At 61.7% G+C, this 13,599-nt stretch carries 7 protein-coding genes; 6 read left to right on the top strand and 1 reads right to left on the bottom strand.

Annotated features, from left to right (window positions below):
- Positions 1–55 precede the first annotated feature (55 nt).
- The 6 genes from GG26_RS04235 to carA all read left to right on the top strand — a co-directional run bounded on the left by GG26_RS04235 (position 56) and on the right by carA (position 11,944).
- Positions 56–652, top strand: a complete 597-nt coding sequence (locus tag GG26_RS04235; protein WP_414389042.1) for a response regulator — start codon at positions 56–58, stop codon at positions 650–652.
- A gap of 156 nt (positions 653–808) precedes the next feature.
- Positions 809–8,101: a hormogonium polysaccharide biosynthesis protein HpsA gene (gene hpsA / locus GG26_RS04230; protein ID WP_414389040.1), complete on the top strand. Its 7,293-nt coding sequence runs from the start codon at positions 809–811 to the stop codon at positions 8,099–8,101.
- 57 nt (positions 8,102–8,158) lie between these two features.
- Entirely contained in the window at positions 8,159–8,908 is a 750-nt protein-coding gene (locus GG26_RS04225; protein ID WP_414389038.1) for a prepilin-type N-terminal cleavage/methylation domain-containing protein, read from the top strand.
- Positions 8,909–8,978: 70 nt separating this feature from the next.
- A complete protein-coding gene (locus GG26_RS04220; protein WP_414389036.1) occupies positions 8,979–10,094 on the top strand; it encodes a PilW family protein in 1,116 nt (371 codons plus the stop codon).
- Between the two features lie 14 nt (positions 10,095–10,108).
- Positions 10,109–10,660, top strand: a complete 552-nt coding sequence (locus GG26_RS04215; RefSeq protein WP_414389034.1) for a GspH/FimT family pseudopilin — start codon at positions 10,109–10,111, stop codon at positions 10,658–10,660.
- A 96-nt stretch (positions 10,661–10,756) separates the two neighbouring features.
- Entirely contained in the window at positions 10,757–11,944 is a 1,188-nt protein-coding gene (carA, locus tag GG26_RS04210; RefSeq protein WP_414389032.1) for a glutamine-hydrolyzing carbamoyl-phosphate synthase small subunit, read from the top strand.
- Here the strand turns inward: carA and GG26_RS04205 are convergent.
- Positions 11,941–13,530, bottom strand: a complete 1,590-nt coding sequence (locus tag GG26_RS04205; RefSeq protein ID WP_011429110.1) for a UDP-N-acetylmuramoyl-L-alanyl-D-glutamate--2,6-diaminopimelate ligase — start codon at positions 13,528–13,530, stop codon at positions 11,941–11,943. The two genes, carA and GG26_RS04205, sit on opposite strands and share 4 nt — an antisense overlap.
- Positions 13,531–13,599: the final 69 nt, after the last annotated feature.

The raw sequence follows: 13,599 nt of genomic DNA, 5'->3' as shown, positions 1-13,599 counted from the left end.
CTCCCTCTTTTGGGCAGATTAAGCTTAGCCCTCTCATAGGCCGGGATCCCCTGCCATGAGTTCCCCTGTCCGGGTTCTGATTGCCGACGACCATCCCCTGTTTCGGCTGGGGCTAAAGTTTGCCCTGCAAGCGCAAGGATTTGAGGTGGTGGCCGAAGCCGAGACGGGATCCCAGGCCGTTGAGTACTGCCGCCGTTGCCCCGTCGAGGTGGCCCTTTTGGATGTGCGCATGCCGGATGGAGACGGGATCCTGGCCTGCCAGCAGATTGTCGAGCTGGGCCTGCCGGTGGTGGTGGTGATGATGACTACTTTTCAAGAGCCGGGTCTGATTGAGGCAGCCCGCCGCGCCGGGGCCAAAGGCTACCTTTCCAAAGAGACTGACCCGGCGGAATTGGCCCGCGTCATCCGTCAGATTTTGTCCAACCCCGAACGAGACTGGCTGCCTGCCCGACAGGAGCTGCCCAAGCTCACCCCCCGCGAGCTGTGTGTGCTGCAACTGATGAAGGAGGGCCTGGCCAACAAGCAGATTGCCCGCCGCCTCGGCCTCAGCATCGAAACCGTCAAAGAATACGCCAGCGCCGCCTACCGCAAGCTGGATGCCAATGACCGCGTCACCGCCCTGCTCAAGGCGCAACAACTGGGGATTTTGTGAAAGGATATTGAGGATTCTTAAGAATCTTGCAGAGAGGGGGCTGGCAGCTCCCCCCAGCGGTGGGGATGTTTGAAACTTCGGATCCCTTGCATACTGTTGCTATCCTGGCGTTCCCCCAGAGGCTACTTCTTTTTCCCCGTTATCCGAGATACGGCCATGTCTGCTCCTTCCCCGCTGTTGCTCAAACTTGCCCTGCGCCTGCTCAGCTCTCTGAAGATCCCGGTGGATCGGCGCAGGATCCGCGAGCGCGGCTTTGTGCTGCCGGTCGCCATCTTAATTGTGCTGGTGTTGAGCTTGGTCACGGTGGGCCTGCTGACCCGCTCCACCCAGCGCAACATCCAAACCCAGGTGGAACGGGCGGGGCAGACGGTTAGCCGGCAACTGAACGCCGCCATCGACCGGGCACGGGCCAAGATCGACTACCTGATACGCGATCCCCGCCTGCCCGCAAGCAACCCCACCGATGCCCAATTGGTTGAGGCTTTGATTAACGATGGGGCGGGAGAGCTGATCCCGCGGGATGAGAACGATCCCTACATCCTCCCCGATGAAACCCAGTTCGTAATTACAACCAACATCGAGGTAGAGGATCCCAACAACCCCGGGCAAACCCTGCCCGTGCCGGTGCGGGCGCCGGCCTGGTGGTTTTTGGTGGACACCGACAACAACGGCGTCAACGACTCCGTAACTGCCTACACCATTCTCAACACCCGTCGGGCCGGCGGCAGGGACTTTGAGGACAGCCGGCTAACGGATACGGAGCGGGCGCGGCGCCTGATGATCCGCAGTGGGCCACTGCAGGGTTCGGCCTTGGCGGGGTGTACCGATTCTCCGGCTGAACAGACGGTCAACCCCAACGTGGGAGATTGGTTCCAGGTGGGCACGGCGCTCTACAAACCTTTCCAGATCTTTGCCGTCACTCTGCCAATTCAAGGCGCCGACTCCACCACCCGCGCCATCTCGGCCTTGCAGTTCCAGCAGGATCGGAAGCGGGATCTGCTCAACAAGTGGGGGATCTTTAGCCGCGGCGATGTAGAGTTCTTCTTCACCCCCGGCTACAACTGGAACGGCGCCATCTACGCTGGGGGCAGCCTCTTTTTCCGGTATGGCTCCAACAACTTGTTCCGGGCTTTCGCCATCAGCTCGGAGGAATCCTGCTTCTACACGCCCCCTGACAACTCTGAGATCACTGCCTTCGGAGAGCTGGTGGCAGGGGCCATTGGCTACGCCGGCCAGCAGGTGAGCGATACTCTGATTTTCGATGTTCACTCTGGCGAGCAAAAGAAAGCGCCAGAGGTGCTGGCTCGGTTGAACAACCAAAATTTTGACTCGGTGCAGAACCAGGTAGAGCCAGAAAATGTGGCGCTGGATCCGCTGGAGCTACAGCTTTTTGGCCGCATTCGCACCCGCGGATCCTATGCCCAAGATGCAGCAGGATGGGCAAATTCTCCTCTCAACGGCCGGATTAAAGCAGGCGGCTTTCAGTCAACGGAAGGCCAAGTCTGCCCCCCCTACGTGGACGATGTGTATCGGGCCGACAACCGCTTTGGCCCCAAGGCCAGCTATGACCGTCCACCGGTCGAACCTAACCAGGCAAGGGGCTGCGATGTGGACACCTTTGCTCAGAGGTTTGGTGTCAGTGCCGGTAGCCCGATTCCTGCTAATGCCAGGAACAACCAGAATGAGTCTTTGACCGAGGACAACCCACCCCCAGGCGCCCTTTCCGAGGTGGGCTTGGATGGCTATTGGGAGCGGCGGGCACGCGTGGAGGGCTTGCGGGTGATTGTGGGGCAGCGCCTGGAGCTGACCCGCACCGATTCTTTGCCTTTGCCTCTGGTGCCGCCCGGGGATCCCAACGATCCCACCAAGTTGCAGCCCATTTTCATCAGCAACGAGGCGCGGCAACGCCTAACGCTACGGGATAACCCGGCGGCAGTGCAGGCCACGGCCGTTTACCACTACAGCCACAGAGATGGCCGCTTTCCGATAGCCTGCCTGGCTACGGTGGCTCACCCCGGCACTCCCTGGAGCTTGCAGCGGGCTTCCACCTTCCCTACCGGCGACCAGCGCACTCAACTGGGCATCAACTTCTTTACTGGAGAGGGCACCAACGTTTGGGAGTATGACCCCGGGCCGATGCGGGAGCAACTGCGGCCTGGCACTCCTTTGTGGACAGCGCTCACCAACCTGGCCAATTTTGCCGGCGATCCTGACGGGGCCTACCCACCTAGGCAAGAGCCGGGCCGCATTCATCCGGATCCGTTTATTACGGCTTTTGGCAACTTCTCCGAGCTGCGGCGGGCGATTGGGCAGGCGGTTGATCTGGTCAACCGAGGCACTCCCGCTGACCAAGTGACTGACCAACTGAGCCTAGCCGACCAAACCACGCTGCAAACGGCAGGCTGCATGTTGGGCATGCTGGCCGATAACATCCTGCGCATTCGGGATGCCGCCAATGCCAGCAAGCCTGATCCCACAGCTCAAATCCTTTGGAACGACATCCAAGCCAGCCGAGCTGGGGACCGAGAAGCAGCCAACCGGTTTTATCTGCCGCTGCGCTACATTTTCCCTCTGCAGACCTTCCACCACAGTGTGCCTCCCAACCCCGACGATGACCTTGAAAATGAGCGGAGGCAGGCCTACCCCTTCCTACAGGGGCCAGTAACCTATCAAGCCGTGGTGGATCTGGAATCCATGAGGCTGAGGCCCCAGCCTAAGATCAACGCCTGGACCTTGCCCAATGCTCGTTTAGAGGAATGCCCCAGAAGCCCAGTACTTGGCAACCACCCCAACAGCAACCGATTTGAGTTAATTCGGATTGGCGACCAGTGCTACCGCGTGCCCTTTAAGGATTCCGTCTTTTACGATGGCCGCGAGGCAATGGCGGTGCGGGCCCTCAACATCGACCTGGCCCTGCTGACCAACAATGTCAGCGGACAGGCCAGGGGGTTGATTAACGGGGACACTTGGCTGCCTGCTGGGCTTGGCGAGAACCGAGAAGGGGGGATTTTCTACGCCTTCCGGGAAGATGCCGTGCGGGAAGATGCCATTGCCCGCCCACCCTTGGGCACCTTTAGCACTTACCTGACCAACTGGCGCAACAGAAATGCCAGCAGTGACTATGCCAGCGGTGACTTGGGCAGCGCCGGTATTATGAACGCCGGTCAGCCAGGTCGCGGCACGGCCAATGGTCAAACGGTCTGGGATCCCCCTGTTTCCGAGCAAGGTCTCAGCCCCAAACCGGTGGACTACTATGCCGATCCGGATCGGCGGCCCTATGGCTTCCGGCTGCGCAATGGAGCAAGGCTGGCCCGCGGCGGGTTTAACCTCGATGAAGCTGTCTTTGGTCTCTCCTTTGTTTCTGATAACCCCGTCTACATCCAAGGGGACTTCAACCTGCATCAGACGGGGGACGGGAGACGGCTAGAGGAGTTCACCACCCTCCTTGAGTTCGACCCGCAAACTGGCCTCTACAGCAACTTCTACGGGCGGCCGCAATTCCGATCCAATGAAGAGCGGGAAGACCGGCGCTTTGCCCGGGCGGCGGAGGATCTCTGGCGGCCCAGCGAGGTCTTGGGCGACTCGGTGAACATTCTCTCTGCCGACTTCTGCGATGGCAGCATTGATGATGCCTTTGTCCAGGATGGCACCCTCAATGGCGGCGGCGTTAACTACAACCCCGGGCAGGACTACGACGGTGGGCGGGCCTCAGCACCTCGCCGCGGCGACTACTACGGCTGCAGCGGGGATAACCTAGGGGCCAACACCTCCTTCCTCAACCAGGCCCTGGTAATCCGCGGCAACAACTGGCCGGCTCCGGATCCAAACGACAATGGCGCCGGCGTTCTGCGCTTCGACAACACGAACGGGGCCCAGAACCTGGGCGACAACCTCAACCAGCCGGGTTGGCCGGATGTGTTTGCCCGCGACACCATTCTGGCTCCCTTCAACAACGCCGATTCGGATCCCAATAACGATGACAGAACGGCGGGCGGTGGCGTGCCGGCAGTGCGGCCCTTGCGCGCACCCGATGTGGGCTATGCCAACTTCGGCACCCGCATCTCCGCTTTGGGCAACCCGGTGCTGGATACCTCCCGCTGGGTGCTGGTGGCTCCACTTGGGCCTTGCCCCGAGCCTGAAGGAGGCGGTGGCCTATTGGCCGAGTACTACAACGGCTGGCTGAGCAACCCGCAGAACCGGTACAACCGCAACACAGGGTTTGAGGACACCGGAGCCGTAGGCCCCCTGTCTTCGAGAGCTCAAGAGGCCAACCTGCCCTACCTGCGGGCAGTGCGCTGGCCGGATCCGGTGTTCCCGGCGCAAGGAGTACCTGACGCCATTGGTCAGTACAACAATGGCTATACCACCAGTGCGCCTACCTGTAATCCAAGTGGCACCAACGACCAACTCTGGGCCTGCGTGCGCAATGCTATCGATAACCCGACCAACCTGGCCCTCTTTGCCCGCAGCGGTAGCGGTTTCCCTTGGTGGGGAGGCTTCCAGTACTTTTTCGGCAGCAGCACATCGCTGAACTCCAACTCTCCCTTCAAGCGGCGGCTGTATAACAACTCTAGGTGCGACGGGTCTTTGGCGGACATTCGGCAGCCCCTTTGCCGCTTGTCGACGTCGGCTGGCACCCCAGATCGACGGGATCGCGGCGATTGGTTCTGGATGCCCAGTTGTGGGGAGCCCGATGGCAACAACAGCCTGCCGAACCTGCCCATCGACGCGGATGACCTCAACTTTCCAAGTCACTTCAACTTCTGGCGCTCCTGCTGGCGGCGTAGAAGTGGGGCAGGGCCGACTGGCAACAACAACGGCAACGACTTCTTCGTGGTGCGCTGGGTAGGGGAGCTGTATCCACGTTGGCCGGGCTTGCAGACCTACCGCATTTTCGAGGGCGATGATGGTGTGCGGCTGATCATTCGCCGGCGGGACGAGAGACCTGACGCCACCTTCAGACTCGATGCCGTTTGGCATGGCACTCCCCTCAACTTAGGACCCAACGCTGCAGGTGCCGAAGCCTGGCAGGATAGCGGCAGCAACGAGGTTGCCTTGAGATTGGAGCTGGAGTGCGCGGATCCAAGCCAGCCCTCGCCCTACTTAATAGAGATCCAAACTTACGAAAATACCGGCAACGCCCGGCTACGCTTTGCCACCCGCGATGGCAGTGAGTGGGAAGACTACGACCTGCGCTACCTAAAGCCGCTGCCGCCGGTCAACAAGCCTTGCCAGCCGGATCCTCAGGTGAAGCTTGAGCCTAACCAGGCGCATTGCCAGACCTGCGATCCCATCTGGAATCCCCCCTGCCCGACCAATATCTGTCAGCCTGTAACCATTACCCAAACAGCAATCTTGCCTGCTGGCTGCCCAGGCACGCCACCATCACCTCGACAGGTTACCTGCCAACCTCCGAGGACCTGCGGTGCTTGGTCTGCATGGACTCCTGAGTGTACGGTGGCCAACGGTGGCACCAGAGTCACCCAAACTCGCAGCCGCACCTGCACATTGGCAGCTTGCGGAATCAGATACGACGAGACGCAATCCCAAACGGTCGACTGCCGGCGGACCTGCAAATACAACTGGGGGCCTTGGACGCCGGCCAGTTGCGATGAGGTCATCGACCAAATCGACTGTGGCACAGTCAAAACGTTTGACCAAAGCCGGACAGGCTACCTCATTGCCAACGATAGCAGCCCAGGCTGCCCAGCCACCGAAACGGAGACGATACCTTCAGGCTTAAGATGTCAACGCAATTGCGGGCCGCAAAGTTTTGCCCCAGAAGCTCCCCCCAAGAGCCCTCTGGGCGAGTGGCTAGCCGTTAAGCCCAACACGGTGGAGCTGCGCCCTGTTCAGGAAGTGCAGGCGGATCCGGAGCTCGAGACAGTCAGCGTGCACAGTGTGGCCAAGGCTTCTACTGAAGGCGTGACCATCGCCCTGGAGCCGCAGCTCTCGCCAGTGCTAGAGGTGAAAGCAGGGGTGCCCAAGCCGCCCAAGTGGCTTAGCCCTGCTGAGGCTTTGCGGGCAGCCTTCAATTGGATGTTTGGGGAGCCAGCCCATGCTGCCCGCGCTGGCTTGAGGGGCAACCTGCTCTCCACTCAAATTGCCAACCCCAGCAGAGAGCCTGGCATCCGCCCTGCCGAGAGCGGTGCTCCACCACTTCCTGCAAATCCTGCTCGAGGCACAGACGACTGGGCGCGGCAACTGCGGCGGCGATTGCTCAATCCCAATGGAACTGTTCGCTGTGACTCAGAAGAAAAGGTCACTCCCACCGACGGTGGCTTCTGGGTGCCGGGGGTATTTCGCCCCAACTTCAACGACCGCTTCAAGTACACCGCCTACACGGGTGACAGCCGCCCCAGCACGTTGCGCATCAAAGACTGGAACGGAGACGGCCAACTGAACTTCTGGGACAAGAACAGCGACGGCGTTCGCGACTCCGACGAGCCTTGGGATGTTTTGGATCGGGATCCGCTGTTTGGGTTGGATCTGGTTCCTGAGCCTCCCGGCAACTCCATTCAGCTAGAAATTCAGCCGCAGATGGTGCTCAACCCCTATGCCCGAGTCAACAAAAGCGCCACGGCTCAAGCCTATAGGGCCACATCCAAGTACGAAGATGGCTACTACATCGACCAGAAAGGTTCCGAAGATATCCGCAATGGCCTCTGCTTCTACGTCAAGCCCAACGGCAACACCATCCAGGTGCAAATTGACTTCAACGGTGGCGCAGGTGGCAGTAATGACGACTTGAAGTGGGTGGATGTGGAGCCGTTCACCCTGGACCTGAACGAGACTCCCACTGGCTTTGCTGGGGACAACCCGGTGCTGGGGGTAATCCTGGATGAGGTGACCCGGCGGCCCATTCCCATTCCCCGCTTCCAAGAGCTGGCCTCAACCGATGTGAACCAGCGCCGCCGCAACGACACTGGCGAAAACAACCATCAACTGCAGCCAGCCAGGGAAACGCGGGTGAACGCCACTGCCATCAGCGGTACCCTGCCCTCGCGGCTGCATCAAACTGCCGGCGGCATGCATAACTTCCTGCGGCTCAACGAGCTGTGGAGAGATGTCAACCTCTTCTTCAGCGGCTCGATGATCCAGCTCAACTACAGCACCTATGCCACCGGGCCCTTCCTGCAGCACAGCTTCGAGCCGCCCAACTTGGTGCCGGATCCAACCTTTGTGCGGGGCTTCGACTACTACTTCCCGCCCAATCGCCGCTTCGGCTATGACGTGGGCTTGCAAATTGCCCGCCGCCCCGGCCCTGTGTCGTCCCGCTTCCAATTCCCCTCCAACACGCGCACCGAGTTCTTGCGGGAGCTAGATCCACAAGATCCGTACGTGCGGCGGCTGCGCTGCGCACTCCAGAATCAGCTGGAGAATCAGCCGGGTGTGCAGTTGGATCCGTCTGCCCGGATCGGTGGCGGTGGCTGCGCGGAGTTTAACTGATACTGACCTGGCCGGTCAGGGGCAGATTTAGGGTAGGGGCAGAAGAGGGAGGGATCCATGAACAAGTGGCGGCTTTGGCAGCAACACCAAGCGGAGGGTTTCACCCTCATTGAAGTCTTGGCTTCGGTCGTCCTCGTGGCCCTGGCCATGGCTGCTCTTGCCCCTGCCCTTACCTTAGTTGCCTACCGGCGGGCCATGAGCGAGCGGGTGGAGCTGGCCAATCGCCTGGCCCAGGAGGAGGTGGATCGCATCCGCACCCTGGTGGATATCGAGCTGGCTGCTGCTCCAAGGGCTTTTCAGGATCCAGTTCGGTTGGCCCAACTGCCTATGGTAGGAGCCGACCCGCTGGCAGACACCCCACCCCCTGACGAAATGCCCGCCGATGCAAATGCCGGCAACTACATGCACAGAGACAACTATTCTCTTCGCCTGGCCCAAGTTCAAGTGCCGGGGCGGAATCCGGAAGAGTACGTCATCCAAACCTTCCGCGACGAGGGGGCACCCTGCATCGACCGGCGCCAAAATGAGATCATCGCGGGAGTGCCCTGCAGCTTTGGCATGGGGGTGAGGGTTTACCACCGCTTTTCTTTCGACCCGCAGACTCGCCAAGCGCTGCCTGGATTGGGAACAGAGGTGGTTTCGGCTAACCAGAACTTGGCCAATGCCGATGTCTGGCTCTTTCCCATGGCCGCCTCGTTTGTAGAAGTCAACCCCGCCGCCAACTTGGGAGATGTTTGCCGGCAGATAGCCATCGCCACAGGTGAGGATCCCGTCGAGAGGTGCCGGGCTTTCCCCTTGCCTAACTGACCTGCTGTACCCTGAGGTAGAGCCTAAGTTCCTTCCTGCAAAACCTGTTGAAAGATGGAGGTGTTGGCCTGTGTTGATCTTTCGCCGCCGAGCCAGCAGAGGGTTTACCCTCATTGAGTTGTTGGTCTCGCTGCTGATTGCCTTCATCTTTCTCCTGGCCACAGGGATGATCGTCGTCGAGACGATGCGGCTGGATCGGGAGGAGACAGGGCGCACCCAGGTGCAGGCGGAGCTGACCCAAGCCATGGAATATATCCAGCAGGATCTGGCGGAGGCTCTCTACATTTACAACGACACCGAACAACCCAATGGAGACGGGATCCCGGATGTTATCCAGCGGCTTTACACCCCCGGCTGGATCCGCCGACCCAATGACGCTATCCCGGTTGTTGCCTTTTGGAAGCTAGAGCCGATCCCGCAGGGATGCTACGAGGGCAACCCCACCTTGCAAGATATTCGAAGAGGCAATGCTATCCTACCAGACCAGCCACCTCCCGAGTTTCCGCTCGATCAGAACGATAGAAATGCGGATTGGGACACTCTTGTCAGCCGCCGCGGCATCTACACCCTGGTGGTGTACTACCTACGCCGCAACTACAACAACGCCGGCAACCCAACGGGGGGCACTCCCTGGGAAGGCAACGCGCGGATCGAGCGTTTTGAGCTGAGACCTTTTGCAAGGCAGGGGAACAACGACTGCGCCGGGCGCAGCCCGTTCTTTGTCGAAGATCCCGATCCTTTCCGAGATGGTTTCCTTGCTTGGCCTTCCGAGCAAGCTCGAGCGCGCCAAATCCCCATTGCCGGCAGGACAGATGGCCCCCGCCTGATAACTTTGGTCTCCAACATCTTCAGCAGCCGGCAGGGCAGCCCGCAGGTTGCACCCGCTTGCCCGCAGGGCTATGCCTTTGGTGGCGGCAGGCCCAACGGCGTCATCTTCCCAGAGCTGGGAGATAACGAAAACGACGTGGGCTTCTTTGTCTGCGTGCGGCAAAGCGTCGGCGCTGACCGACCGCAGGATGTGATCATCAACATCACGGCAACCGCCATGGAGCGGGCCAACCCCGGCCTCTTCCGCCGCTACATCCAGGATGCCACCAGCGTCGATATCTCAAAGGTGTCGCGCTACTTGCTGCCAATGCAAACACTGGTTCTTGCCCGCGGCGTTATCAACCGTCAACTCTCCTAGGGGGAATGTCCAGTATGTTGGCCTTGGAGAAAAAAACAATTGGCCGAGCTCAGCCGCTTCGATCCCTGGGCTTTACGCTGGTAGAAGTCCTGGCGGTGGTGGTTATTATCGGCATTCTGGCCGTGCTGGCCGTCCCCTCCGGGATCAACATCTGGGCGCGCATCCAACTGGAGGACGCGCAAAACAAGGTGGAGCGAGCCCTGCGCACCGCCCGCACCAACGCCAGAGCCTCTCTCCAGGGCCGCGCTTGGGTGGTCGGGATCGATAACTCAGATCCCAATGTCCCCACGCTGGTGATCCAGGACGAGGGGGGCCTTTGCGATGAGCCCACCCCTTGCCAGTGGGTGCGCCTGAATAATTTTGTTACTGTCAGCAATACCTTCAACGGCGGAAGGGCCGTTTTCGACTCGGAGGGGCGGGCGCGTCAGTTGGGGCGCTTTGTAGTCAGCAGCACCTACTCCCAAGGCGAGAACCGCTGCGTGGTGGTGAGCACGTTGATCGGCACCCTGCGCAAGGACAACAACCCCGAGTGTGGCAACGTGGCCAACGAGCGGGAGGAGGTCTAGTTGGGGTAGGATAGGCAGGCTGCCGATCCCGGTCCATTGCCCTCACCCCCAGCCCCTCTCCCTTTGGGAGAGGGGGGTTGTCTAGGTTCACAGGTTATGGTCTCCTCAACTCTTGAAGCTCCGGAAAAAGTCTTCCCCTGGCACGCTCGGCAGCCGGCTCTGTTGGTGCTGGCCGATGGCACCGCCTTCCCCGGCTGGTCGTTTGGGGCGCCAGGCACGGCGGTGGGCGAGGTGGTGTTCAACACGGGCATGACCGGCTACCAGGAGGTGATTACCGATCCAAGCTATCGGGGGCAGTTGATCACGTTCACCTGCCCGGAGTTGGGGAACACCGGGATCAACGAGCTGGATCAGGAGTCGGCCCGGCCCCAGGCCGCCGGGATCATCGCCCGCAACGTGTCGCGCCTGGCCAGCTCCTGGCGGGCCACAGGAACCCTGCCTGAATATCTAAAAGGGCACGGGATCCCGGGCATTGCTGGGGTGGACACGCGGGCCCTGACGCGGCGGCTGCGCTCCCAGGGGGTGATGAATGGGGCCATCTCGACGGAGATCCTGGATCCGCAGGCGTTGCTGGAGCGGGTGCGCCAGGCCCCTTCCATGCAGGGGCTGAGCCTGGTGGCAGAGGTAACAACCCCTAAGCCCTACGAGTGGCTGGAGCCCACCCCCGCCGACTGGGACTATGGCCGCAGCCAAGGGATCCCGATTCCGGATCCCCCCTTGCGGGTGGTGGCGCTGGATTTTGGCATCAAGCGCAACATCTTGCGCCGCCTGGCCCGCTACGGCTGCCGGGTGATGGTGTTGCCGGCCCACGCCAGCCCCGAGGAGATTTTGAGTTACAACCCCGACGGGATCCTCCTCTCCAACGGGCCGGGGGATCCGGCGGCAGAGACGACGGCCATCCGCACCACCCAGGCGCTGCTGCAGAGCGGGAAGCCGATGTTCGGCATCTGCCTAGGCCACCAGATCCTCAGCCTGGCCCTGGGCGGATCCACCTACAAGCTCAAGTTTGGCCACCGCGGCCTCAACCACCCTTGCGGGTTGGAGAAGCAAGTGGAGATCACCAGCCAGAACCACGGATTTGCGGTGGATGCCGCTTCGCTCCCTGGGGATGGGGTGGCGATCAGCTACCTCAACCTCAATGACCGCACCGTGGCCGGGATCCGCCACCGCCAGTTGCCCCTCTTTTCGGTGCAGTACCACCCGGAAGCCAGCCCCGGCCCCCACGATGCCGACCACCTCTTTCGGGAGTTTGTCGAGCTGATGCTGCAAAACCGCTCGCGTTAGCCGCCCCTCACCCCCAGCCCCTCTCCCAAAGGGAGAGGGGAGCAGAGGCGTAGGGCGAGGGCGGCACGGGCTTCTTCTCGGTCGTCGAAGTGGATTTTCTCCCTGCCCAGGATCTGGTAGTCCTCGTGGCCTTTGCCGGCAATCACCACCGTATCGCCCGGCTGGGCCTCTAGGATGGCCAGGCGGATGGCTTGGCGCCGATCCACCTCCACCGCCCAGGGGGATCCAGGGATCCCGGCCAGGATATCCTGCAAGATCTGCTGTGGATCCTCGGTGCGGGGGTTATCCGAGGTCACCACCACCCGGTCGGCCCAGGTGGCGGCAATGCGGCCCATCTGTGGGCGTTTGCCCCGATCCCGATCCCCGCCACAGCCAAAGACGCAGATCAGCCGGCCTTGCACTTGCGGGCGCAGGGCCTTGAGCAAGTTCTCCAGCCCATCGGGGGTGTGGGCATAGTCCACGATTACCGTGATGTCCTGCCCCGGCAAGGTTACCCGCTCCATCCGCCCCGGCACCCCGGGAAAATGGGGCAGGGCCGCCTGGATGAGCTCAAGGGGGATCCCCAGGTGCAGCGCCACCCCCACCGCCGCCAGCAGGTTGGCCAGGTTGAAGGATCCCACCAGGGGCGCTGCCACGGCCAAGGTGCCCAGAGGGGTGTGCAGGGTGGCCTGCAGGCCGTTGGGGTGAACTTGAACGTCGCCGGGCCAGAGGGCAGGGATCCCTTCCAGGGGCTGCAGGGAATAGGCCCAGGGCTCCAGAGAGGCTGGGATGGTCTCAAGCAGCCGCCGTCCCCCCTCGTCGTCGGCGTTGACCACCGCCCGCCCCTGCAAGTACTCCGGCTGGAAGAGGGTGGCCTTGGCCTGCCAGTAGTTTTCCATGCTGCCGTGGAAATCCAGGTGATCCTGGGTGAGGTTGGTCCAGACGGCAGCGGCAAAGCTACACCCCCAGGCCCGATCCTGGGCCAAGGCATGGGAGCTGACCTCCATCACCGCCACCTCCGCCCCGGCTTCTTTGGCTTGTCTCAGGCTGCGCTGCAGCTCCAGCGGAAACAGGGTGGTGTGGGGGGCTACTTCACAGTGCCCAGGCCAGCGGTTGTAGAGGGTGCCCAGCAAAGCAGTGGGGCGACCGGCGGCCTGCAGCAGATGCTCGATGAGATGGGTGGTGGTGGTCTTGCCGTTGGTGCCGGTAACTCCCACCAGGGTAAGCTGGCGGGCGGGAAAGCCGTAGAAGGCCGCCGCCACCTGGGCCAGGGCCCTGTTGATGCCGCTGCGGGGCAAAACCAGAATGGGCTGACTGCCTCCTCCAGCCTCTCCGCTAACTTTCTCCCAAGCCTCCTGGGCAATAAGGGCCGCCACGGCTCCTCGGGTGAGCGCCTCGCGGACAAACTCGCCGCCGTCAACGCGGGATCCCGGCATGCCCAAGAAGAGATCCCCAGCCTGCACCTGGCGCGAATCGGCACACAGACCCCTGACCTGCACGCCCTCTAGGGATCCCTGAACCACCTGGGGTTGGATCCCGGCTTGGTTGAGCAATTGGCCTAGAGAAGGCTCCGCACCGCTAACGCCAACGATCCCGGCAGTCTCCATGTCACCTCTCACCCCAATGCTTTGCCGCCTACGGTATCCGCTCAGCCGGCTTCCTGGCCATAGATCCGC

Source organism: Synechococcus sp. 'PEA 65AY6A-5F PE A', assembly GCF_047462575.1.
Taxonomy (GTDB): Bacteria; Cyanobacteriota; Cyanobacteriia; order Thermostichales; family Thermostichaceae; genus Thermostichus.
Note: the sequence above shows the minus strand (reverse complement) of the source record. Positions and strands in the feature narration are given on the sequence as shown.

Excerpts from the sequence above, each read along its gene's own strand:
- GG26_RS04235 (WP_414389042.1), top strand. The coding sequence starts at position 56 with ATGAGTTCCCCTGTCCGGGTTCTGATTGCCGACGACCATCCCCTGTTT.
- hpsA (WP_414389040.1), top strand. The coding sequence starts at position 809 with ATGTCTGCTCCTTCCCCGCTGTTGCTCAAACTTGCCCTGCGCCTGCTC.
- GG26_RS04225 (WP_414389038.1), top strand. The coding sequence starts at position 8,159 with ATGAACAAGTGGCGGCTTTGGCAGCAACACCAAGCGGAGGGTTTCACC.
- GG26_RS04215 (WP_414389034.1), top strand. The coding sequence starts at position 10,109 with ATGTTGGCCTTGGAGAAAAAAACAATTGGCCGAGCTCAGCCGCTTCGA.
- carA (WP_414389032.1), top strand. The coding sequence starts at position 10,757 with ATGGTCTCCTCAACTCTTGAAGCTCCGGAAAAAGTCTTCCCCTGGCAC.
- GG26_RS04205 (WP_011429110.1), bottom strand. The coding sequence starts at position 13,530 with ATGGAGACTGCCGGGATCGTTGGCGTTAGCGGTGCGGAGCCTTCTCTA.